The following is a 23,993-nucleotide window of genomic DNA, read 5'->3' as shown; positions in this document are numbered from 1 at the left end:
TGTAACCAAGCTAAAATTTCTCAAACAATTTCATCACATCATTTTCCGTCAGTTTCGCTTCTCCCTCATGATCTGTGCTTAGAATAGACTGTGCCAGTTCTGCTTTATTCTGCTGCAAGGCAATAATTTTTTCTTCTATGCTTTTATTGGTAATCAGCTTATACACAAATACCGGCTTGTCCTGTCCAATCCGCCATGCACGATCTGAAGCTTGATCTTCAGCAGCAGGGTTCCACCATGGATCATAGTGAATGACCGTATCTGCGGCAGTTAGATTCAGACCAACCCCTCCTGCTTTCAGACTGATTAAAAATACCGGCACTTGTCCAGACTGAAATGCTGTAATGACTTCATCTCGCTTTTTGGTCTTTCCAGTCAGCTTCACATAGCCAATTTCTGCGTGATAGAGCTGTTGTTCAATCAGTTCCAACATTGAGGTAAACTGAGAGAAAATAAGAATTTTTCGTCCCTCTTCCACCATTGGAACAACCATATCCATCAACTGTTCAAGTTTGGCAGAATACGCCTGCCCGGTTTTAACTGAATCCAGTTTCAGCAAGCTAGGATGACAACAGACCTGACGCAGCTTCAGCAAGGCATCTAAAATTTGGATTTGACTACGCTTAAAGCCTTTTTCTGCCACAATTTTCTGAATATTTGCCTGCATCGTGGCGCGAACAGCCTCGTATAGCTTGGATTGCTGCTCATTCATGTCAATATTGACTTCAATCGTGGTTTTTTCAGGCAATTCCTTGGCAACGTCAGTTTTCAAACGACGTAAAATAAAGGGTTTAATGCGGTTTACCAACTTTTGCCTTAACTGCTGATCACCGCGTTTTTCAATCGGATGACGGTACTTTTTATTAAAAATTTCTTGTGAATATAAAAATCCTGGCATCAGGAAATAAAATAGTGCCCACAGCTCACCCAAATGATTTTCCATAGGTGTACCAGTTAGACATAGACGATGTCGCGCTGTTAATTGCCGTACTACCTGTGCAGCTTTGGCACGCGGATTTTTGATATTCTGCGCCTCATCCAAAATGAGTTGATGATATTCATATTGCTTTAGTTGCTCTTCATCTCTCGCCAGAAGCGGATATGTGGTTAACACAATATCATAGTGCGGAATCTGCTCAAAATACTGATGGCGATCGGGCCCCTGTAGCAGCAGTACCTTCAGCTGAGGGGTAAATTTCTCCGCTTCTTTGAACCAGTTATGCATCAGCGATGTAGGTGCAACAATTAAGGCGGGTCTGTCCTGCAAATGACCAGCCTGCTTTTCCATGAGTAAATGGGCTAAAGTTTGTGCTGTTTTCCCCAAGCCCATATCATCTGCCAGAATCCCGCCATGCTGGGTTTCCCTTAAAAACTGTAACCAGCCTAAGCCCTGCTGCTGGTATGGACGCAACTCTCCCTGAAAACCTTGTGGTGTCGGCAGTTGTTGCTGATAGCCTTGTTTGAATTTCTGCGCAAATTGCTGCAGGCGATTACTGACCTGCCACACCATCCCCAGATGATGCTGCAATTCTAATAATTGACTCGCATCATAGCGATCTATGCTACGCTCTTCTTGCTGTAAAATGCTCTGCAGATGCAACAATACCGGCTTAATGTCCTTTGCGGATAAAGCCAAATCTGGTTGATCCGCTGCAGTTTTCAGGGTGAAAATGTGACTGGCATTCAGATGACCAAAAATCCGTGGATCAAGTAAATCAGGCTGTTCTTTCACCAAAGCCACAAGTGCATCGAGTAAATCATAGCTATTGCCTGCACTGTCCTGAACGGTCGCCCCGATATTGAACCAGTCTTGTTGGCTTTCAGATTCAGTGATGGAAATATTTAAATTTTCAACATATTGCAGCTTAAATGGGCTGTGTTCCAGATGCTCTATCTGCCATCCAATCAATTCAATTTGATTGATGGGCATCAGCTGTTTGATCCAGTCTCCATAGAACGCAAAAACCATAGAATCAAGACGTTGTTTATCCAGTTTTAATTGCTGGTAATAATTAAGATCTTTTACCCACTTCAGTGATTCGACCAATAGCTGTAAACGCTGGATTGACTGTTGTTCCTGAACTAAGTCCCGAAGCTGTCGCACCATTTTGCCATGCTGCTCACCAATAAAACTGTCACCTGATGTACCTGCTTTTATTCGCCCGCCTGCATAGGAGAATTCAATTTCGGCACAAACAGACTCTTCCCATTTCCAATCAAATTTATCTAAAACACCGAAGCGTAAAATTGGCTGGGGACTACCCTCAAGGACATCAATATGCTGAATAGACTCGGGCCGAGGCAGATTTTTCACGTCTGAATATTGATGAGTCAGTTGCTCAAACTCTGGCAAGAGCATAGATGGAAGATCAGGCATCTGTAAAAAATGGTACAGAAGATTTGCCGTATATTCACCATATAACTGGCCCACCGTGTTGTGTTGAATATCCACATAACACGGTGGCTGGCTCGCGAGAATCTGAATATGAGGATTTGATTTTAAATCGAGTCGAATATCACCATTGACCAATTCAATATTTAAATGCTCAGTCTGTTGTTTAGCCCCTTGTTCCCATCTAAATTCGATGTTGTAGCCTTGTTCTGACCATTGAAGTGCAGCATGGCTCTTTTTTTTCCAATAAACATCGCCACTTTGAATAAAAAATTTGAAATGCTCCAATAAAATTCTGGAGATATCAAGATTGCTTTGATAAAAGCGTTCGTCACTGTTTATTTTGGCATAATAATAAATCTGGTTAAATAATTGTCGTTTTTGTTCAGGTAAAGTCAGATGCTTTCTGGTGATATTTTCATATTGGGTATAATAACTTTCCCCCGCAATTGAGCCGTTTTTATTGCGTCTGGCCTTCTGAACATCAACTGTCAATTTCTTTAAGCTGACAGACTGATCTAGCAGGTAAATTAAATAATTGTTTGTTTTGACAGATTGCTCTGGTTCAGTCTGTTGTAAATACCGTTTAAAATCATTCAACCAGCGCTGCGCCTGATCATCCCCCCGTTGGCGTTTTGCGATTCCCTGCGGGGATTGAGAGTCAGCATAACGCTGCTGAAATTCCTGGCGATATTCCTGAAAGAATAACCGCGCTAAAGCAGCAGCATGTTTACAGTTATATCCAACCGGACAAGTGCAGTCGTCATCGATTAAACGGTCTTTTTGGGGATTATAGGTAATTGCGGTATCGTAATAATCTGTTCCTTCAATTTGGGCATACATCGTAACCCCGTCTTTTTCCTCAAAGAACTCAATCGTTTCCCTATCAATGTGTTTAGCATAGCTCAGACTGCGCTGAAGAGTTGCAGTACTAAAGCGAGATAGAAAATTGATCAATGAGGACATAATTACCAGAAACCAAAAATGTTTATACAATTATAACGGACAAAGCTGTCATTTCAGAACAGTACTGCTCGCCAACGTATCAAAAGGAAATAAATCCATGCTCAAAAACTTAATGTTTACTACAATGGATGGGGTGAATATTGGCTTTGGGGTACATTGGTTTCCTCAACCGCAATCACAGGTCGGCCATTAATCGCCTTTGAATACAGTGCAGAAGCGATCAGTAAAGGTTTAGAACTTTCCTCCACATCAAATGGATATCATGGGTGAGGCACTGAATATTCCTCGACAAGCTCTTGTGAAACTTGGTACTCAGGAAGCAGAACTTTGTGTCCAAGAAGTTGATGAAATTATTGGCTCGATTTGTAAGGTTACAATCTGATTCAGCAATATCGCTCATGACCTATTACCTGGACAAATTCAAGCAGAGACTCTCCAACTGATCCAAAATAGGATTGAGCATAATATTCATTTATTGCACTAAATAGCTTTCACAAAGCTTCTATGAAGGGCTTATTCTAACCGTTGTTTTATTACGGCATAAGCTACACCAGTCACCACACTTCCAATCGCAATCGCCAATAAATATTTTAATGGATAATTCATCGCATTCGGAATGATCAGTACCATTACACCGCCATGAGGAGTGACTAGTTCACATTTAAATAATGCAACCAAAGCCCCAGTTACAGCACCACCTGCGATCGCACATGGAAGCACTCGAATCGGGTCTTTGGCAGCAAACGGAATAGCCCCTTCCGAAATGAAACATAGGCCCAGAACTACAGCAGCCTTCCCTGCATCTTGCTCAGGTTTGGCAAATTTATGCTTTGCTAGAAAAGTTGCAATTGCCATACCCAATGGCGGTACCATACCCGCAGCCATGGTAATCGCCATCGGTCCGTATGTTTGTGACGTAAGTAAGCCCACCGTAAAGGCATAAGCCGCTTTGTTTATTGGGCCCCCAACATCAATACACATCATACTCCCAAGGATAACCCCCATGATCATGGCATTGGTCGTCCCCATATTGGCAAGGAAGTGTGTGAGTAATTCAAACAATTGTGCAACAGGCTGTCCAACCACATAAATCATGATTAAACCAACAGCTAAACTGGCCAATAGTGGAATAATCAATATTGGTTTTAATGCTTCTAGGCTACTCGGGAGTTTAAGCTGTTTCGATAAAAATAACGCAATATAACCTGCAATAAAACCTGCAACTAATCCACCGAGAAAGCCTGCCTCTAATTGTGTGGCAAGTAAACCGCCAATCAAACCTGGAGTTAAACCCGGACGATCCGCAATAGAATAAGCAATGTAACCTGCCAGCATAGGTACCATAAGAGTAAATGCTGCAGCACCTATTTGCTTTAAGGATGCGGCAAAGCTTCCTTCAACAGGATTGAGGCCAAACATAAACGAGATGGCAATGATCAAACCGCCCGCCACCACCATCGGCAGCATGAAAGACACCCCTGTTAAAAGGTGTTTATAAATTCCTGTTTTTTCTTTGTTTTCATTTCCTGTCTTAGTGGCTATTTGCTTACCCGTTTCAAGCACTTTGGCCTCAGCAATTGCATTTGCAAAAGTCTTATCCGTTTGCTTAAGGGCAAATCCTGTACTGCAGCGATATACACATTTGCCTACAAAGCGATCTGTATTGACCTCAATATCCGTTGCTAAGATCACCACATCTGCTTTGGCAATACTTTCTGCCGATAAAATATTTTTAGCCCCAACCGATCCTTGGGTTTCAACATCAATCTGATAACCGTGCTTTACTGCACCTTGTTGTAAGGCTTCGGCCGCCATAAACGTATGCGCAACACCAGTTGGACATGCTGTAATGGCGACAAACCGTGTAACCCCTACATTTCAGTAAGTTTATTTCGCTACGGTTTGGACTATGTTCAAATGGCTATTCTACGTTTGATTGGTTTTGGAAAAAAAGAAGAATTTAAGAAAGTGCTAGCAATTTTAAGAAAGAAAAAGCCTGATAGGGCAAGGATCCTATGAAATTTGTCGTGTACAGAGGTAATTTTTATGAAATCTAAAATCATGAGAAAAAGATAGAAAAGCACTTAGTCAGTTTCGGAGTATTATTTAAAACGTGGAGATGTTTTTCCTATGTTGATTAGTCAATTTATTTACGAATGAGGTATAAAGTTTTATCTAATTTTTCTTTTTATCCAATTTAAAATTAAGTGCGTACACGGCCTCAACTTTCAATAAAGTATAAAAGGTGTTTGTGTAGGCAATACCCTTACTTTTGATAAGCCAAAAGAAAGCAAAAGCCTTTGTTACCCATACATAACATCCCTATTATGATGGATAACGTGTGGCATCCCTGCCACACTCGTGTATCCAAACGTTGCTTAAATTAAACTATGTAATAGTGGCGACATAAAGGTGCTCTTATCGCTATATATTAAAAACTTAGTGGAACACTGTTTCTAAAGCTTTTAAACCCACTTTGGGATCAAGTAGACCGTTGTAAATTTCAGGGATTTCACGTTCCACCCCAAAAAATTCATAAATGGCAAGCATCGCCCCACGAACTGAATATTCCACAGTAAAGACCACGTCATCTTCAATTTCCACAAACTGTCCAAGGAAAGCAAAGTTTTGTGAGCCTTGTGGAATTACCTGTGGACGGTCCCCCGGTTTACGGCAGGCGAATAGGGCAGAGGCGTATGGCATCATGGCGGTAGTAACATCAGTCGTTGCCAAAACATGATCTAAAATGTCGTCAAAACCGAGCTGTTTAATCAGTTCTGTTAGGATTTCTTGCCCCGTGGCTTCGGACATTGGTTTTTTGATGTAATCGCCTATATGGTCAATTTGGAAACCGTAGCCCCATAAGGTATATAAACCTTCAGGTAAGTCGGCAAAGTGTGGCTGTGCAGGAACCACGATGGATAAATGCCAACCCGACTCATACCAAGTCATGAGTGCGCCTGTGCCTGGTTCGTTGCCTGTATAGTCAATAATACGTTTAAGTAGCACGTCATCTTTCATGGTCAGAGTGAAAGACTCCCACTTATGTTCATCGACATTGCCATAAAAAGTCATTGGACGGCCAAAGTCTGGGGCTTTTTGTGCCAGCGTTTCCCAAAGCGTCCAGCCATGATCTTCTCGATGACGAATAAGGGCAGGCACGTCATGATTACCGCCATAACGTGAGTCTGCTGTAATAGAGCCTAAAGTGAAAATAGCTAAATCATTGGCTTTCAGATTAATTTGCTCTGAGCCTTCAGGCAATTGTACATATAGACGTGAAGCGTAGCGTTCTTGAGTTTCAGCATTGGTAATGAAGTCTGCATCTGTGACATAGTGTCCAAAACGCACATCGACGCCTTGTGCGACTAACCAACGCTGTAGGGGCAGAATCATCGAGTCATATTGGTTGTACTTGGTACGTTTCACACCCGCTAAGGTATGAATGCGTGGCAATTCTTGAATAAAACGCAAGAAATAGCGTCTTAACTCTGCTGCACTGTGCCATTTTTGAAAAGCGAAAGTCGTGCGCCACATGCGCCAGAAATTGGTTTCAAAAAAGGTTTCATCAAAAAACTCATCAATGCGGCGACTGCCAATTTTTTCTTCTTTTGAAGCTAATAGGCGCAGCATCTGTGCACGATGTAGCGTATTCAGACCAAGCTTTGCTGCATCCGCAATGACATGTTCGGCATCAATCAACCGTGCATTGGCGTGGGTTTTCACTTTTTCATTAAACTCACGACATTCTTCACGCACCGAAATGTCTGGATTTTCCAAAGATGGAATACTGGAAAATAAGTCCCATAGGCACAAATAAGTTTCATCGGTCAGCATTCGCCCACCACGTGTTACCCAAGCTTGCGCGGCATGCGGTGTATGTCCACCATCCATCGAACCACCTGAAATATCGAGTTCTTCTAAAATATGGATATTTTTAGCAGGGACTTTGGCATCACGGATTGCAAATGCAGCAGCAGCCATACCTGCGATACCACCACCAATAATCCAAAGATGGGACTGTTGCGCGTCTAATGGGGTGCGCTTCTTATTTTGCATGGTTCACCTTTAATTATGATGTTAAAAATTATGAAGTAAAAAAATTGGTTTAGAAAAACCTTAAAAATAGTATGTCTTTTTATATATGAAAAATGTATGAAATGGGAAGCAATCCCCTCATTATATTTTGTAATCAAAAATAGACGTATGATGGCTATTTTTAATACACATTTGTCTTTTTATTAAAATTGAATATGATCTAAATAATTGATGTTAATGTTTATTGTTGAGTAATTGCTCTATTGTTGTTTTCACTATGCCGTATGCTAAATTTCTTTAAAAATAGGCTTTTTATTTATCATTAAAAAATATCTTTGTACACGACAAAAAAAGATAACTCATTGAAATAATGGCATAATACTTGTTTTCTGACGACGAATATGATGACACATTTCAATGAGTTACATCTCATCTTAAACAAATATCTAAAGTGGAACAAGTCACATGCAAAATGTTTTACACTGATTATGCTTGCATTAATTGTAAAACAGACATGTAATCTTTCTTCTGCATCTAAAGCCTTACCCATCAAGTGCTTACCACAATCATTTTATCGACGTATACAACAACGCTTCTTTGCAGATCAGTATTTCGATTATCGTCAAATTTCTCAGTTAATTTTCAATATATTTTCATTCGATAAAGTCCAATTAACTTTGGATAGAACTAATTGGAAATGGGGAAAACGAGATATTAATATCTTGATGTTAGCCATCGTCTATCGTGGAATAGCGATACCTATTGTTTGGACATTGCTCAATAAACGTGGAAATTCAGATACAAAAGAGCGTATTGCTTTGATTCAACGCTTTATCTCCATTTTTGGTAAAGATCGTATTGTGAATGTGTTTGCAGACAGAGAATTTATCGGTGAGAAATGGTTTACATGGTTAATTGAAAATGACATTAACTTCTGTATACGTGTTAAAAAAACTTTATTGTGACCAATCACTTAGCCAAGAATCATAAAATTAGTGATTTATTTCGTCATCTTCAAGTTGGTCAAACTGAATGTCGTAAACGACGTATTTGGGTTGGTCGAGTGAAACTGTATATTAGTGCGCTACGATTAGAAGATGGAGAACTTTTACTTGTTGTTTCTCCTATGTTTAATGCTTCTGCTATTCGTGATTATGCATTACGCTGGGAAATCGAAACGTTATTTAGTTGTCTCAAAGGACGTGGATTCAATCTTGAAAATACTCGTTTAACAGACCCTAGACGAGTCAAGAAATTGATAGCACGGTTTGGACTATGTTCAAATGGCTATTCTACGTTTGATTGGTTTTGGAAAAAAAGAAGAATTTAAGAAAGTGCTAGCAATTTTAAGAAAGAAAAAGCCTGATAGGACAAGGATCCTATGAAATTTGTCGTGTACAGAGATCTGTGTTATAGCGTTTTAAAACATCAGACTGCCTATCAAAGAGATTATTTATTAGCCGAATAATCTCAAAACCTGATTGACTACCAAGACGGTATCTCAGGTCGCTGACTTCACATATATTAAAACTCATTCAGATTGGGTCTAAACCACATTTATTATTGATGTTTTTTCATGTGCAATTGTTGGCTGGAAAGTATCAACACGTAAGAATACAGATATGGTGCTTGATGCGCTGAGTTATGTATCGTCTTTTGAGCTTGAAGCAATGTACGATTATAAGATTAACCCGTTAGGTCAGGTGGCCTAACTTAAATAAAAAAGTCTCCGACAAACCCGGTACGGTTCAGTTTTTGCATAGACCCAAGTGTTAAATCATCATTACGATTCTTGCGTACCACACCATGGACACGTGAAAAAGTAGAAAGCTTATATTTGTACGTCTTACGCCAAAAGGCCAAACAGAAACCGTAGCCTCAGGCAACACCCCTCTCATCATAAAATTATACCAGTCAGTAAAACACTCTTAGATTAAGCATATGAATGTTGGTTATTATTGTTGATTATCACAATAAATTAGTGACCAAAAATCAAAGTACCCTACCCCACCTTAAATTACGTCACACAAAATTAAAACTCTATATAACTGTTATATATAGAGTTTATTAACATACCAATTATGTAATTTAGTGTATTTTATGTCGGTGACTCTTGCCAAGGTTGGGGTCGCGAGTTCGAGTCTCGTTTCCCGCTCCAGATTCAAAAAGCCCTGATCGAAAGATTGGGGCTTTTTTTATTGTCGTTCTCAATGACTAAATATTCTGCCTAACCCTGCTTTTTTCTCAAATTAAGAAAATTTTCTTTAAATCTTGAATCTCTAGAACTCTGGTTCGATTTATCTTTTTAGGGAACTCCTGCTAAAAGGATTGCACTTCATACAGGTTTAAGCATCTAATTCATCCAAGCAATTAATGATAAAAAACCATAAAAAAAGCCCATTTGAGGGGAAATGGGCTTTTGTAAACATCAATGTTAACGCTCTAATATGACAATCTGGTTAAATTTCATATCTATAGATTAAAATTTTTTGAGATCCCATTAGATTCCCAATAGTTGCTTACACCATGGAATTGAAATATCCCGAGTTAAAGGGGCTAAAGGCAGGTCTGGATGATTAAGATCAACCCATTGCATTTCCGCAAGTTCAGCCTGAACCTGAGGCTGACTTTTTAACTTAACCTGATACAAATAACTGACCAGCGAATGATTCAATTCGTTCGCAGCCACGGTTTCATATTTGCCAATATAAGACAGTATTTCCATCTCACAGCCTGTCTCTTCCAGAACTTCCCTAGAAAGTGCAGCTTCAGGCAATTCATTGGGTTCCAGCTTTCCGCCCACATGCATAAAGAAATCGGTATCTTTTTTACGAACCAACAAAATCTGATTCTGTTCATTCAGAATGATAGCCGCAGCAATCGTAATCACTTTATTACTCATACCGATTCTACTGCCTTTACACTTTTATTCCATTTCGGTTCAGGCGCATGATAATGCTCCAAAGCATCCAAAACTTCCTCAATTGAACTTGAGGAAATCAAGGCATCGGTAAAACGTGACTGGGTAAATCCAGCCTCAGTCGTTTTCATCAAGAAATTCAGCAATTCATCATAAAATCCATGGATATTTAAAAATGCACAAGGCTTCTGATGAAGGCCCAACTGCCCCCAGGTCAACTGCTCAAAAATTTCTTCTAAAGTCCCCACCCCGCCCGGCAAAGCAATAAATGCATCCGCCAGATCAGACATTTTTGTTTTACGTTCATGCATATTTTTCACCACATGCAGCTCTGTTAACAGCGGATGGGCCAATTCTGCATCGACTAGATTTTGTGGAATTACTCCAATGACTGTTCCACCAGCATGTAATGCACTATCAGCCACAACACCCATCAGTCCAGCTCGGCCGCCACCATAAACCAGCGTGATTCCCCGTTTCGCAATAGACTCACCCAAAGCTTGGGCCTGCTCTTTAAAATTTTCGCTATTCCCCATAGCTGAACCACAAAAGACTGCAATAGATTTCATTTTTTATCCCCTCATCGATCAACATATTCTAACTGCATTAAAATAAAAAAATTGTCTTAAAAACAAGCAAAATAACCATAATCGGCTAATTTATCGAAGCGCATGATTCAGAATAAATCCTCACTTCTACAGAAAAATACGGATAATTTTCAGTCAGACTTGTACGCATTGACTTACATCGATTCCGGTTCTTTACGGCTATCCCGAATAGTGGAATTTTCCTATGATACTTACATCAGGAACAGGAAGTTCCATATAACAATGACAATAGATAAGCACAAGGATTGTAAGGTACGACAGGAGTTATACCGAGCTAACCAATACGAAAAACCCCGGCAGGATGCCGGGGTTTTTTATTAATTTTTATTTAGTCAATCAGGCTGCCAATGACCTGAGATTTTATATTTGGCTATTTTTTGAATAGGACTACTGATCTCAAATGGATCAGACAGCAGGATTTGACAAATGCAAGCCAATCCACAAGGATAAGTGAATAAAAATAATCATGAGTAGAACAATATGTCCCATCCGCTTTCCAGCCTTGAATATCAACCTGATATTCTGGGTGAAGGTTATGAACAGGCCACTTTAGAATTCCCGCCAGATACTGAAGGTACAGTAGTTGCCACACTGATCCGCAAAAAGGCAGACCAGCCCACCCCTAAAGCTGTCCTTTATATTCACGGCTTTATTGATTATTTTTTCCAGACTGAAATGGCAGAGCGTTTTAATCAGCAAGGTTTTGATTTTTATGCACTGGATTTACGTAAATACGGCCGATCCTATCTGTCCCATCAGAAACTTTATAATGTCTATCATCTATCAGAATACGATGCAGAAATCAGCCAGGCTCTTGAAATTATTGGACAGGAAGGCCATGACACGGTTTTACTCAGTGGCCATTCTACTGGCGGGCTAATTACTACCCTGTATGCGGCACATCATCCGGATCATCCCTTAATTAAAGGCTTATGGCTCAATAGCCCTTTTTATGACTTTAATATGACGCCTTTTGAGAAAAAGTTTCTGGTGCCTAAATTAAGCCGTCTGGGAAAACGTTTTCCGGAAATGCTATTTCCCAGCCGCTTAAATCGTCATTATGTGCCTAGTCTGCATATCAGCTATCAGGGTGAATGGCATTTTGATCTGGAATGGAAAAAACCTAGCTATCACTGGGTGCGTCTGAGTTTTGTACATGCCATTCACGAAGCACAAAAAGAAATTCATCAGGGTGTGCGTTTAAATATTCCAACTTTGCTGATGCATGCCCACAAAACCACTTATCCCCTACGTTTTAACCGTAATGCTCAAACCAGTGATGTGATTCTTCAGGTACGCGATATGATTGAACATGCGCAGAAAATCCAGGGCGATGTGCAACTCTGTTCGATTCAAAATGGGATACATGATCTGGTTCTTTCAGAAAAACCGGTTCGTGAGCAGGTCTATCAGCAGCTATTTCAATGGCTGGAAAATAAAGCCCTATAAGCCAGATGAATAAGATAGGTAGCAAGCTCTGCCTGTCTTATTTTTCAATAATTTTATTTATCTATTTCGCTTGGATATGAAATAAAAATATCAAGCTGATCAGTAATGCTTTTTACATATTAAAATCATGTCATTATAAAAATAAAATATTGAAATTTATAAAAATAATAAATTCCATTTTTATCCAAATGTTGCCTTTTGTAGCAAGCTTGTAAGTATTTATCCTGCGATTTTTTTCCCTCTCTATAGTAGAGCTGAGATGTTGAATCTGAGGGCTTTTGCAGAGCAGAAGTGGTTCGGCATTCATCAATAATAATCATATCAAGGAATAGAATTATGCGTTATGCAGATCCCAATACTGACGGTTCAAAAGTGCAATTTAAATCCCAATACGAAAACTTTATTGGCGGCAAATGGGTTCCACCCGTCAAAGGTGAATATTTTGATAATGTCTCGCCCGTAGATGGTAAAGCCTTTACCAAAGTTCCGCGCTCATCAGTGGAAGATATTGAACTGGCGCTGGATGCGGCTCATGCCGCCAAACAGCAATGGAATAACAGCTCCCCTACTACCCGTTCCAATATTTTATTAAAAATTGCCGACCGACTTGAAGAAAATCTTGAGTTACTAGCAGTTGCAGAGACTTGGGATAATGGCAAGCCGATCCGAGAAACCCTGGCAGCCGATATTCCTTTAGCCATTGACCATTTCCGCTATTTTGCCGGCTGTATTCGCGCCCAAGAAGGCGGAATTTCTGAAATTGATGAAGATACCATTGCCTACCATTTTCATGAGCCATTGGGCGTGGTCGGGCAGATTATCCCGTGGAACTTCCCGATTCTGATGGCTGCCTGGAAACTGGCGCCTGCCCTTGCAGCCGGAAACTGTATTGTGCTGAAACCCGCTGAACAGACACCGGTGAGTATTTTGGTGCTGGTCGAACTGATTCAGGACCTGTTACCTGAAGGGGTGTTAAATATCGTAAATGGCTACGGCGTTGAAGTCGGCCGTCCACTGGCGACTAATCCACGCATTGCCAAGATTGCCTTTACCGGTTCGACCGCTGTGGGTCAGCTGATCATGCAATATGCGACTGAGAATATTATTCCCGTCACGTTAGAACTTGGAGGGAAATCTCCGAACCTGTTCTTTGCTGACATCATGGATCAGAAAGATGACTTCCTGGAAAAAGCCCTGGAAGGCTTTACCATGTTTGCTTTAAACCAGGGTGAAATCTGTACCTGTCCTTCACGTGCGCTGATTCAGGAAAGTATTGCCGACCAATTCCTGGAACTCGCAGTAGAGCGAGTGAAAAAGATCAAGACCGGCCATCCGCTGGATACCGAGACCATGATCGGGGCTCAGGCTTCACAGGAACAGCAGGACAAGATTCTCGGCTGTATTGCAACAGGTCGTGAAGAAGGTGCGGAAATCTTGTTAGGCGGCAATGAGCGTCAGGAAGTAGGACAAGGTTTTTATATCGAGCCAACAATTTTTAAAGGTTCCAATGACATGCGAACCTTTCAGGAGGAAATTTTTGGACCGGTATTGGCAGTGACCACGTTCAAAGACTTTGATGAAGCCATCAAGATTGCCAATGATACCATTTATGGACTCGGTGCCGGTGTCTGGTCACGTTCAGCACATACCTCTTACCGCGCTGGTCGTGCGATTCAGGCCGGTCGGGTCTGGACCAACTGCTATCACATCTACCCGGCTCATGCAGCCTTTGGGGGATATAAAAAATCCGGGATTGGCCGCGAAAACCATCGCATGATGCTGGATCATTATCAGCAAACTAAAAACCTGTTAGTGAGTTATTCAACCAAACCAGCAGGCTTCTTCTAAACTGATCTGAATTCGGGTGGACTTCGGTCCGCCTGATTCATTCATTATTTCAAACAGAATTTTAAACTGATTGGTAAAAATTTATAAAGAGAGTCATGAGGATATATTTGTATTTTTAAGGGCTGTATTAAACGAATAAATAAAACTGCATAAAAAATAAGAGATTATTTATAATTATGTTGATTTTAAATAAGTTTGTCATTTTTTATGCTTTCTGATCGTTTAAAAATCCAGCATAAAGCCTGTGCTTTCATTTAAAGTCGACTTTTCATGCTACGCAAGACTGTGTATAACAATGAACCCCTGAGGGAAAGCAATAAGCATAGGCAAAATTGCTTAAAAAGCGTTAGACTATGCAGTAATAATGTCATGATTCGGTCTGGTATAGATCAAAAAAGAAGGTGAAGGTTGATGCCGCTCAATACAGTTGAAGAGCTTGTAGCAGATATCCGTGCAGGAAAAATGGTTATCCTGATGGATGACGAAGACCGTGAGAATGAAGGCGATCTGGTGATTGCTGCGACCCACGTGCGTCCTGAAGACATCAACTTTATGATCACCCATGCGCGTGGTCTGGTTTGCCTGACTTTAAGCAAAGAACGTTGCCAGCAGTTAAGTCTACCCTTGATGGTGGATGCCAACGGCGCTCAGCACGGAACCAACTTCACCCTTTCAATTGAAGCAGCCAACGGCATTACTACTGGTATTTCTGCAGCTGAACGTGCGCACACCATTCAAACTGCGGTGGCTGCACATGCCAAACCAAGTGACATCGTACAACCTGGTCATATCTTCCCATTGATGGCACAGCCAGGTGGCGTATTGCACCGTGCTGGTCATACCGAAGCCGGTTGTGACTTGTCTCGTCTTGCGGGTCTTGAGCCAGCTTCTGTGATCTGCGAGATCATTAAAGAAGACGGCACCATGGCACGTCGTCCAGATCTAGAAATTTTTGCGGAAAAGCATGGTCTGAAAATTGGTACCATTGCTGATCTGATCCATTACCGTATGACCAATGAACAAACGGTTGAGCGTATCGATCAGCAAAGTATTGATACTGAATACGGCAGCTTTGACCTGTACCGCTATCGTGAACTGGGTAATCCGGATATCCATCTGGCCTTGGTCAAAGGTGAGCCTAAAGAGGGCGTGACCACAGTGCGTGTACATGGTTTTAACCCGACCCGCGACTTGCTCAAACTGAACAAGCAGGATGGCGAACCAGCTTGGAACCTGGACCGTGCACTAAAAGAAATTTCCAAGAGTGAACGCGGTGTTCTGGTCTGGATTGGCCAGCGCCATTTACAGGACTTAGGCCCTGCCTTAGATGCACTTACAGCACCCAAAAATGTAAAATCTAATGCTGCCCTGTCTCAGCAGTATCAGACCATTGGGGTCGGCGCACAAATTTTACGTGACCTCGGCGTGGAAAAAATGAAGCTGCTCAGCTCTCCATTACGTTTCAATGCCCTGTCCGGCTTTAACTTAGAAGTGGTGGAATACATCACCGCACAACAAACATCAGAGAAATAATCGAGGTTCCTATGGCAGTTCGCCGTATTGAAGGTATGTTGCATCTCGCGAACGAAGACCGTTATGCGATTTTAGTTGGTCGTTTTAATAGCTTTGTTGTTGAACATCTGTTAGAAGGTGCCATTGATACATTGAAACGCCATGGCGTATCAGAGGATAATATCACTGTTGTTCATGCACCTGGTGCCTGGGAACTTCCTGTGGTTGCGAAAAAACTGGCAGCTTCAGATCGTTTCGATGCCATCATCGCGTTGGGCGCTGTGATTCGTGGCAGCACGCCTCACTTCGATTTTGTAGCTGGTGAATGTGCCAAAGGTTTGGGCGTGGTTGGCCTGGACACTGGCTTACCAGTGATTAATGGTGTATTGACTACGGATAGTATCGAACAGGCGATTGAACGCTCGGGTACAAAAGCAGGTAATAAAGGTAGTGAAGCTGCCTTGACTGCTATTGAAATGGTTAACTTGTTAAAGGCTATTTAACGCTATGTCGCAAACACTTCAAGCAACTTATGCAGCAAAACGTAAAGCACGTCGCTTTGCTGTACAAGGAATTTATGAATGGCAGATGAGCCACAATCCGGTGCATGAGATTGAAGCACGTACTCGTGTGGACAATGCCATGCACAAAGTGGATCTCAGCTATTATCATGAATTGTTGACTCAAGTGGTTGCCAATCATGAAGCATTGGATGCTTTGCTTATCCCTGTGCTGGATCGTGAACTTTCTGCACTTGATGGTGTAGAACTCGCTACACTTCGCCTAGGCGCCTATGAACTCAAAGAACATCTTGAGATTCCATACCGCGTGGTTCTGGATGAAGCAATTGAGTTAGCTAAACACTTTGGCGGTGCAGACAGCCATAAATACATCAATGGTGTATTGGACCGTTTAGCAACAACTTTACGTGCAGCAGAAAAACAGCAAGCCAACTAATCTAGTCGAATTGTTATATGGCTGAGTTTTCGATTATCGATACCTATTTCAATCGTCAGAATAAAAATTCTGTCGATTTAGGCATTGGCGATGACTCAGCCTTGCTCACCCCTCCTCCACAGCAACAACTGGTCATCTGTGCCGACACCCTCGTTGCTGGACGTCATTTTCCTTTAGACACCGATCCTCATGCGATTGGCTGGAAATCTGTCGCTGTTAATCTTTCTGATATTGCAGCCATGGGCGCGACCCCGCATAGTATTTTACTCGCCTTGAGCCTACCCCAAATTGATCATGACTGGTTAAAAGCCTTTAGTCAGGGTCTCTATGATTGTTGCGATCAATTTGGTGTGAGCTTAATTGGTGGTGATACCACACAAAGTCCTCATTTGACCTTATCTGTGACTGCCCTGGGCTGGGTAGAGATTGGTAAAGCTGTACCCCGTTCAGGTGCCAAGCCTGGTGATCTGATTTGTGTATCCGGTACAGTGGGTGATGCTGCTTTTGCTTTAAATCATCTCGGTCACCCATTACAGCAACGTTTGGATTATCCAACCCCACGCTGTCAGTTGGGTACTGCCTTAAAAGGCCTAGCTAATAGCATGATTGATGTTTCAGACGGTCTGGCACAAGATTTAGGACATATTCTTAAGGCATCAGGTATAGGTGCAAAGCTAGCGCTTGAAAACTTACCCATCAGTCCTGCCCTGCAGGCATTAAATGATGAACAGCGTTGGCAATACGCCCTCGCGGGTGGTGATGACTACGAGTTATGCTTTACAATAAACCCGCAAAATTATGAAAAATTATTGCAAAAACATCTGGATGTTTCGATTAGTATAATTGGCTCCATTCAGCAGCAACACGGTTTAACTTTTGAAAAAGATGGCGTAGATCATTCACTTCAATTTAACGGATATCAACATTTTGCATAAATCTGCGATCAATTTTAAAAGCATGTCATGGACCAACCGGCTCATTGTCTTTAGTGGGGTAGGATTTGGTTCTGGTCTGGCGCCTAAAGCCCCCGGAACTTTTGGTTCAGCTTTTGCACTTTTATTTGTACCCATCTGGCTCTACTTAGGTTTTGTAAATAGTCTTTTTGCCATTGTCATCATGTCCCTGGTTGGCATATATATCTGTGGCCAAACTGCCAAAGTCATGGGTGTGCATGATGATGGACGTATTGTCTGGGATGAGTTTGCAGGACAATCCATCACCTTTTTGCCACTGATCTATTTAGGTCAGATGAACTGGTTATGGCTACTCATTGGCTTTGCCCTGTTCCGATTATTTGATGTCTGGAAACCTTGGCCGATTCGAGTCATTGACCGTCAGGTTGGGGGTGGTTTTGGCATCATGCTGGATGACATTATCGCTGGCCTCTGGGCAGCACTTTGTATTTGGATTTATTTTTACTTCACGATGGCTTAAGCCATATCTAGGATTAGAACATGTCTACGACTGTGATTATTCTTGCTGCAGGTAAAGGAACCCGTATGCGTTCCAACTTACCGAAAGTATTACAACCGCTTGCAGGACGACCTTTACTCGGCCATGTGGTCGACACAGCAAAAAAACTCAATGCAGACAATATTATTACCATTTATGGTCATGGCGGTGAGCAGGTTCAGTCCGCATTTGCAGACCAGAATATCCAGTGGGTAGAACAGGCTGAACAGCTTGGTACCGGTCATGCCGTACAAATGACACTACCTGTTTTGCCTAAAGATGGTATTTCACTAATCCTGTCGGGTGATGTCCCTTGTATTAGCCAGCAGACACTTCAGAATCTGCTTGATGCTACTCAAGAGCAAGGTATTGGCCTGGTGACATTAACGCTTGCAGATGCCAGTGGTTATGGTCGTATCGTACGTAAAGATGGTCAGATTCAAGCCATTGTTGAACATAAAGATGCTTCTGAAGAACAGCGTCAAATTAAAGAAATTAATACCGGTATTTATGCGGTCAGTAATGCCAAGTTACATGAATGGCTTCCACGTTTAAGCAATGACAATGCACAAGGTGAATATTACCTGACCGATATCGTGGCAATGGCCTTAGCAGATGGTATGAGTGTTGCATCTGTAGAACCTGAGCTGGCTTTTGAAGTGGAAGGCGTCAATGACCGTGTACAACTGGCTGCTTTAGAGCGTCAGTTCCAGGCTTATCAGGCAAAACAGCTGATGCAGCAAGGTGTACATCTGATTGACCCAAGCCGTTTTGACTTACGTGGTCAACTCACTGTTGGTAAAGATGTGCGGATCGATATCAATGTCATTATCGAAGGTGAGTGCGAACTCGGTGATAATGTTGAAATTGGTACAGGCTGCGTAATTAAAAATACCAAGATTGCTGCAGGTACTAAAGTTCAGCCATATAGCATCTTTGATCAGGCAATTGTGGGTGAAGAAGCACAGATTGGTCCATTTGCACGCTTGCGTCCAGGGGCAAAACTGGCAGCTGAAGTCCATATTGGTAACTTTGTTGAAGTGAAAAATTCTAGTATTGGTCTAGGTTCCAAAGCGAATCACTTCACTTACTTAGGTGATGCTGAAGTTGGTAGCGGTTCCAATATTGGTGCAGGGACGATTACCTGCAACTATGACGGTGCCAACAAATTTAAGACCATCATTGGGGATCATGCTTTTATTGGTTCTAACAGCTCTCTGGTTGCACCGGTCCAGATCGGTAATGGCGCGACAGTGGGAGCGGGTTCAACGATTACCCGTGATGTGGCAGAGAACAGTTTAGCGGTAGAACGTTCTAAGCAATTTGCCAAAGAAAACTATCAGCGTCCGCAAAAAATCAAGAAATAAGAGGAAGTTAGTATGTGTGGTATCGTCGGTGGCATCGCGGAACGTAATATCAGCAATATCTTAATTGAAGGCCTAAAACGTCTTGAATACCGTGGCTATGACTCTGCGGGTCTGGCCTTAATCAATAATAGCCAGGTGCTACGTGAGCGCCGTGTGGGTAAAGTCGCGAACCTTGAACAAGCTGTGAATGAATCACAGATTAATGGTTCATTAGGCATCGCGCATACACGCTGGGCAACTCATGGTAAACCGACTGAAAACAATGCTCATCCCCATATTTCGGGTAATGTTGTTGTGGTTCATAACGGGATTATTGAAAACTACCAGGAGCTAAAAGATGATCTTGAAGCTTTAGGCTATGTGTTCACTTCACAAACTGATACTGAAGTGGTTGCCCATCTAGTCAACGATGCACTGAAATCTACCCCTAGCCTGCTTGAAGCTGTTCGTCAGGTTGTACCACAGCTGAAAGGCGCTTATGCACTCGGGATCGTACATACAGATCATCCAGATGAATTGATTACTGTTCGTGAAGGTTCACCATTAGTGATTGGTGTGGGTATCGGCGAGAACTTTATCAGTTCTGATCAGTTGGCTTTATTACCGATCACGAATCGTTTCATCTATCTGGAAGAAGGTGATATTGCCCGTCTGACCCGTACTACCATTGAAGTATTTGTGGATGGTCAACTGGTAGATCGCCCAGTCAAAGAACTGGATGCCACCGTGAGCAATGCTTCTAAGGGTGAATATAAGCACTACATGCTCAAAGAAATCTATGAGCAACCTGAAGCGCTAAAACAGACTATTTCACAAGCCTTGAATGACAATACCTTGCGTGAAGATTTTCTGGTAAATGCTGAACAGGATTTTTCAACAATCCAGCAAATCCAGATTATTGCCTGTGGTACCAGCTATCATGCCGGTATGATTGCCAAATACTGGTTTGAACAGCTGATTGATCTGCCTTGTCAGGTCGAGATTGCCAGTGAATTCCGCTACCGTACGCCAGTGATTGTCAATAATACACTCTATGTGTGTATTTCTCAGTCAGGTGAAACAGCCGATACCTTAGCTGCTCTGCGTGATACCCAAAAACGTGCTACATCAAAAGGTGTAAACATTACGACGATGACGATTTGTAATGTGGCTACATCTTCAATGGTACGTGAAACTGATTACAGCCTGCTGACCTTAGCAGGTCCTGAAATTGGTGTGGCTTCGACCAAAGCCTTTACCACCCAGCTCGCAGCTTTGATGTTACTGGTACTGAAAATCGGTACAGTGAAAAATGCCATTTCAGCTGAACAGATGACTGAGATCACGACTGGACTATGGCATATGCCTAAGGTACTGCTAGATACTTTAAGTCATGATGATGAAATTCTGCGTCTCTCTGAACTCTTTGTAGAGAAACAGCATTGTCTGTTCCTAGGCCGTGGTACACACTTCCCGATCGCACTGGAAGGTGCACTAAAGTTGAAAGAAATTTCTTATATTCATGCAGAAGGTTATGCGGCGGGTGAGCTGAAGCACGGCCCATTGGCTTTAGTGGATAATGATATGCCAGTAGTGATTCTGGCACCGCAAGATGACATGCTGGATAAACTGAAATCCAATATGGAAGAAGTTCAGGCACGTGGTGGTGAATTATTTGTCTTCGCTGATGAAAATAGTGGCATTAAAGCCAAAGAGCGCCAGCATGTCGTGCATATTCCTGAAGTAAACGCTGTTTTAGCGCCAATTGTTTATTGTATTCCAGTACAGCTACTGTCTTACCATGTGGCAGTCCTGCGTGGTACTGATGTTGACCAGCCACGTAATCTGGCAAAATCAGTAACAGTTGAATAATTCATAAAATTAGCCTGTTATTGTTGTGTTCGTATAATTAAGTTTGTATCAAATAATTAAGTTTAGATTTAATTATTTAAGTTTGGATATTAATGAAGTAAACGAACAAAACTCTACCCTGTAGACCCAGTGATTCTTCACCAAGTCTACAGGGTTTTTAATATAATTAAATTCAAATTAGAATCACACCAGAAATATAAAATTATTACTAATATATTCAATGATATAGATATATAAAAATCTCACCCTAGATTCAAAAAGCATCCCTTTTTGACCTCACCTTGAAAATATTTCATTTTTATTTAAAGTATGCTTCACCCTTCTGAGCAAGAATTCGTATTTTAAAAGTGGAAGAATCCAATACTTAATACAAACTTAATTTCACCTAAAATTCAGGATACCAAATCTTAATACAAACTTAGTTTTAAAATTGAAAAAAAATGAATAATATATATCAAAAACTTATGATAAAAAATAAAACAAACTTAATTAAATTACCATAATTAGACGCAGTATTTGGTCATAAAGCAAAATAAGGGATAAGGAACTATGTGCAAACTCTGAATAAGTCTATTAGCTATTCCTGTTACTAGGGTGTGTCCTCATTTGGCTTTACACCAAATAAACATGCAAGCAATGTAAATCATAGACTGGTAATTTCGTGCAAGCTTATCAAATCGGGTTGCAATCGCTCGGAAATGCTTCAATCTCGCAAACACATTTTCAACTAAATGTCTTAATTTATATAGATATTTATCAAACTCCTTATTCGATCTTTTATTATTTGATCTCATTGGAATGATGGGAATCATATCCTTGTTCTGGGCATATATTCTAATGTGCTCAGCATCATACCCCTTATCAGCAATGAGATAAGTTGCCTCGCCTACAGTATCAATCAGTTGTTTTGCAACTTGACTGTCGTGGACGCCACCCCCAGTGATTTTAAAATCGATCGGTAATCCATTCGCGTCGGTTGCAAGATGTATTTTTGTTGTTCGTCCACTGCGTGATTGTCCAATTGCTCTTTCGAAACCATGCCGAGCTCCACTTGCATGTTGATGCACGCGTATGTAGCTTCCGTCAATGAATACCCATTCTTGATCCAAGATGCCTCGTAATCTAAAAAAAATTTATCCCACAATCCCTTGCTTGCCCAACGATTAAAGCGATTGTAAGCAATTTGCAAAGGACAAAATTCCTGGGGAATATCACGCCATGTGGCGCCTGTACGCAGTTTCCATAAGATCGCTTCCATGATATTTCTACTATTCTTTGAACAGTAACAACCGTGTAATCGCATAGTATCTTGAATTTGCTGCCAGATATCATCAGTGAGAAGAGTGCGTGCAATTGGAAAAATATAGAAATGAAAAGAGCTTAAAGGAGGATTTTAAGGATTTTAAGGATTTTAAGGATTTTAAGGATTTTAAGGATTTTAAGGATTTTAAGGATTTTAAGGATTTTAAGGATTTTAAGGATTTTAAGGATTTTAAGGATTTTAAGGATTTTAAGTATTTAAAACCAATTCTTCAAATGAGGACACGCCCTAGCAGCCTACCTTATTTAAAATGAGGTATTTCATTCACTGGATATATTAATGTTAATGGATTTGATGTTAATGAGATAAAGCCAAACCGCTGATAAAACTCCATAGCTTTTTGATCCTTAGCATGTATTACAACAAAATTAACACCAATAATTTGAGCAACTTTTGAAACTTGTTTAAGAGCATGTGCTAAAAGTACTTTTCCAACTCCTTGCCCCTGTGCTGCTTGATCAACGGCAAAGCGCCCCACAACCACACAAGGTAAGGGATAACGAGGTAATCGTTTAGTGAGAACAGCATCAACCCCATCAAATCCTATAGAGGTACTTGATAGACAATAAAACCCCCTCACCTGTGCATCATCATCAATAGCAACATAGGTTTTACTTGTTCCTGATTTCTGATGTTGGGATGCGTATTGTTTTATGAACTTATTTAAATCATCTTGCCCACAATTAAATGATTTTTTCTGATGATGGGCTTGTAAAACCTCAATTTTCATCCAATAAACTCATTAAATTTTTCATCTCATCATTTGCAGGGCGCGGATTTTCAAGCAAATTCATTAACATATCACGATCAGCATTATTTACTTTTAACTCGTGATTAGATTTAAGTAATTCTTTTGCTCGTTCAAATGAGGATTGGATCATAAAGGAACTCACACTAAGACCCAATAAATTCGCAGCTTGCTCAATTACATTCTTTGCATCTACGGTTGAACGAACATTGATTCGTTCTGTTGCTAAGTTAGCCATATTTTCCACCGATTTGTACATCATAATGATGTACAAATTATAGCAGATTAAGGTAGTACTTTAAGATCCAAATTTACATATTTTGTTCTAAAATATTTGGAATAGAAAATAAGCATTTTACTATGAACCAGAATGGATGGTCGGGTTTGAATCTGAATATGCAGTTGGTTTACATAAGAATATGCAACGATGTTTACTAAGATGTAATTTGAATACTTTTGCCTATCATCAACGTTTTTTAAACTCATCAATTGAGCATTAAAATACTAGGTTAATTATTAAATCACTGAATTAAATAAATAATTAAATAAAAATTATAAAATTTT

General features: G+C 41.0%; 17 protein-coding genes and 6 pseudogenes. 15 read left to right on the top strand and 8 right to left on the bottom strand.

The window, feature by feature from the left end; translation table 11 throughout:
• Positions 1 to 10: 10 nt before the first annotated feature.
• On the bottom strand, positions 11 to 3,358 hold the full coding sequence (locus tag FTV14_RS04990) for a DEAD/DEAH box helicase (protein ID WP_180053480.1): 3,348 nt from the start codon (positions 3,356 to 3,358) through the stop codon (positions 11 to 13).
• Between the two features lie 247 nt (positions 3,359 to 3,605).
• On the opposite strand from FTV14_RS04990, the pseudogene FTV14_RS04985 reads away from it, so the two are divergent.
• Positions 3,606 to 3,842, top strand: a pseudogene (locus FTV14_RS04985) (hypothetical protein); the annotation flags it as partial.
• A gap of 29 nt (positions 3,843 to 3,871) precedes the next feature.
• On the opposite strand, the pseudogene FTV14_RS04980 reads toward FTV14_RS04985, so the two are convergent.
• Positions 3,872 to 5,221, bottom strand: a pseudogene (locus FTV14_RS04980) (fructose-specific PTS transporter subunit EIIC); the annotation flags it as partial.
• A 12-nt stretch (positions 5,222 to 5,233) separates the two neighbouring features.
• Between FTV14_RS04980 and FTV14_RS04975 the strand changes: the two are divergent.
• A pseudogene (locus FTV14_RS04975) lies at positions 5,234 to 5,377 on the top strand (IS4 family transposase); the annotation flags it as partial.
• 420 nt (positions 5,378 to 5,797) lie between these two features.
• On the opposite strand, the gene FTV14_RS04970 reads toward FTV14_RS04975, so the two are convergent.
• The gene (locus FTV14_RS04970) at positions 5,798 to 7,417 is read right to left on the bottom strand and encodes an oleate hydratase (protein WP_004883953.1); all 1,620 of its coding nucleotides are present in this window, start codon (positions 7,415 to 7,417) and stop codon (positions 5,798 to 5,800) included.
• A 383-nt stretch (positions 7,418 to 7,800) separates the two neighbouring features.
• Between FTV14_RS04970 and FTV14_RS04965 the strand changes: the two are divergent.
• The 3 pseudogenes from FTV14_RS04965 to FTV14_RS04955 form a co-directional block, all read left to right on the top strand.
• Positions 7,801 to 8,781, top strand: a pseudogene (locus FTV14_RS04965) (IS4 family transposase).
• A 120-nt stretch (positions 8,782 to 8,901) separates the two neighbouring features.
• Positions 8,902 to 9,036 (top strand): annotated as a pseudogene (locus FTV14_RS04960) (IS3 family transposase); the annotation flags it as partial.
• A gap of 113 nt (positions 9,037 to 9,149) precedes the next feature.
• A pseudogene (locus tag FTV14_RS04955) lies at positions 9,150 to 9,272 on the top strand (VF530 family DNA-binding protein); the annotation flags it as partial.
• A gap of 624 nt (positions 9,273 to 9,896) precedes the next feature.
• On the opposite strand, the gene FTV14_RS04950 reads toward FTV14_RS04955, so the two are convergent.
• Positions 9,897 to 10,298, bottom strand: a complete 402-nt coding sequence (locus FTV14_RS04950) for an NUDIX domain-containing protein (RefSeq protein ID WP_034170792.1) — start codon at positions 10,296 to 10,298, stop codon at positions 9,897 to 9,899.
• Positions 10,295 to 10,885 carry a TIGR00730 family Rossman fold protein gene (locus FTV14_RS04945; RefSeq protein WP_166135108.1) on the bottom strand — a complete coding sequence of 197 codons (591 nt, stop codon included), beginning with the start codon at positions 10,883 to 10,885 and terminating at the stop codon, positions 10,295 to 10,297. Before FTV14_RS04945 ends, FTV14_RS04950 begins: the two co-directional genes overlap by 4 nt.
• Before the next feature lie 519 nt (positions 10,886 to 11,404).
• Here FTV14_RS04945 and FTV14_RS04940 point away from each other — a divergent pair.
• The 9 genes from FTV14_RS04940 (at position 11,405) to glmS (ending at position 21,360) form a co-directional block, all read left to right on the top strand.
• On the top strand, positions 11,405 to 12,373 hold the full coding sequence (locus FTV14_RS04940; protein ID WP_180053479.1) for an alpha/beta hydrolase: 969 nt from the start codon (positions 11,405 to 11,407) through the stop codon (positions 12,371 to 12,373).
• 336 nt (positions 12,374 to 12,709) lie between these two features.
• Positions 12,710 to 14,221, top strand: coding sequence for an aldehyde dehydrogenase family protein (locus tag FTV14_RS04935; protein ID WP_166135102.1), 1,512 nt, complete (start codon positions 12,710 to 12,712; stop codon positions 14,219 to 14,221).
• 411 nt (positions 14,222 to 14,632) lie between these two features.
• Positions 14,633 to 15,754 carry a bifunctional 3,4-dihydroxy-2-butanone-4-phosphate synthase/GTP cyclohydrolase II gene (ribBA, locus tag FTV14_RS04930; protein ID WP_180053478.1) on the top strand — a complete coding sequence of 374 codons (1,122 nt, stop codon included), beginning with the start codon at positions 14,633 to 14,635 and terminating at the stop codon, positions 15,752 to 15,754.
• An 11-nt stretch (positions 15,755 to 15,765) separates the two neighbouring features.
• A complete protein-coding gene (gene ribE, locus FTV14_RS04925) occupies positions 15,766 to 16,236 on the top strand; it encodes a 6,7-dimethyl-8-ribityllumazine synthase (protein WP_004280926.1) in 471 nt (156 codons plus the stop codon).
• A gap of 4 nt (positions 16,237 to 16,240) precedes the next feature.
• On the top strand, positions 16,241 to 16,690 hold the full coding sequence (nusB, locus tag FTV14_RS04920; protein WP_005233270.1) for a transcription antitermination factor NusB: 450 nt from the start codon (positions 16,241 to 16,243) through the stop codon (positions 16,688 to 16,690).
• Between the two features lie 17 nt (positions 16,691 to 16,707).
• Positions 16,708 to 17,625: a thiamine-phosphate kinase gene (gene thiL / locus FTV14_RS04915; RefSeq protein WP_180053477.1), complete on the top strand. Its 918-nt coding sequence runs from the start codon at positions 16,708 to 16,710 to the stop codon at positions 17,623 to 17,625.
• 22 nt (positions 17,626 to 17,647) lie between these two features.
• Positions 17,648 to 18,124 carry a phosphatidylglycerophosphatase A gene (locus FTV14_RS04910; protein ID WP_180032255.1) on the top strand — a complete coding sequence of 159 codons (477 nt, stop codon included), beginning with the start codon at positions 17,648 to 17,650 and terminating at the stop codon, positions 18,122 to 18,124.
• 20 nt (positions 18,125 to 18,144) lie between these two features.
• Entirely contained in the window at positions 18,145 to 19,509 is a 1,365-nt protein-coding gene (gene glmU, locus FTV14_RS04905) for a bifunctional UDP-N-acetylglucosamine diphosphorylase/glucosamine-1-phosphate N-acetyltransferase GlmU (protein ID WP_180053476.1), read from the top strand.
• A gap of 12 nt (positions 19,510 to 19,521) precedes the next feature.
• Complete coding sequence (glmS, locus tag FTV14_RS04900) at positions 19,522 to 21,360, top strand: glutamine--fructose-6-phosphate transaminase (isomerizing) (RefSeq protein WP_180053475.1); 1,839 nt, start codon at positions 19,522 to 19,524, stop codon at positions 21,358 to 21,360.
• 602 nt (positions 21,361 to 21,962) lie between these two features.
• On the opposite strand, the gene FTV14_RS04895 is transcribed toward glmS, so the two are convergent.
• A protein-coding gene (locus FTV14_RS04895; protein WP_373688476.1) for an IS5 family transposase occupies positions 21,963 to 22,714 on the bottom strand; the annotation gives its coding sequence in 2 pieces (ribosomal slippage) (positions 21,963 to 22,480 and positions 22,480 to 22,714; 753 coding nt in all).
• On the opposite strand from FTV14_RS04895, the gene FTV14_RS04890 reads away from it, so the two are divergent.
• Positions 22,708 to 22,935 carry a hypothetical protein gene (locus tag FTV14_RS04890; protein ID WP_180053474.1) on the top strand — a complete coding sequence of 76 codons (228 nt, stop codon included), beginning with the start codon at positions 22,708 to 22,710 and terminating at the stop codon, positions 22,933 to 22,935. The genes FTV14_RS04895 and FTV14_RS04890 overlap by 7 nt on opposite strands.
• On the opposite strand, the gene FTV14_RS04885 is transcribed toward FTV14_RS04890, so the two are convergent.
• On the bottom strand, positions 22,923 to 23,411 hold the full coding sequence (locus FTV14_RS04885) for a GNAT family N-acetyltransferase (protein ID WP_104426883.1): 489 nt from the start codon (positions 23,409 to 23,411) through the stop codon (positions 22,923 to 22,925). The two genes, FTV14_RS04890 and FTV14_RS04885, sit on opposite strands and share 13 nt — an antisense overlap.
• Positions 23,401 to 23,667, bottom strand: a complete 267-nt coding sequence (locus FTV14_RS04880) for a DUF1778 domain-containing protein (protein ID WP_039890759.1) — start codon at positions 23,665 to 23,667, stop codon at positions 23,401 to 23,403. Before FTV14_RS04880 ends, FTV14_RS04885 begins: the two co-directional genes overlap by 11 nt.
• Between the last annotated feature and the right edge of the window lie 326 nt (positions 23,668 to 23,993).

It is taken from the genome of Acinetobacter sp. YH12236, from assembly GCF_013417645.1.
In the GTDB taxonomy this organism is placed as follows: Bacteria; Pseudomonadota; Gammaproteobacteria; order Pseudomonadales; family Moraxellaceae; genus Acinetobacter.
Note: the sequence above shows the minus strand (reverse complement) of the source record. Positions and strands in the feature narration are given on the sequence as shown.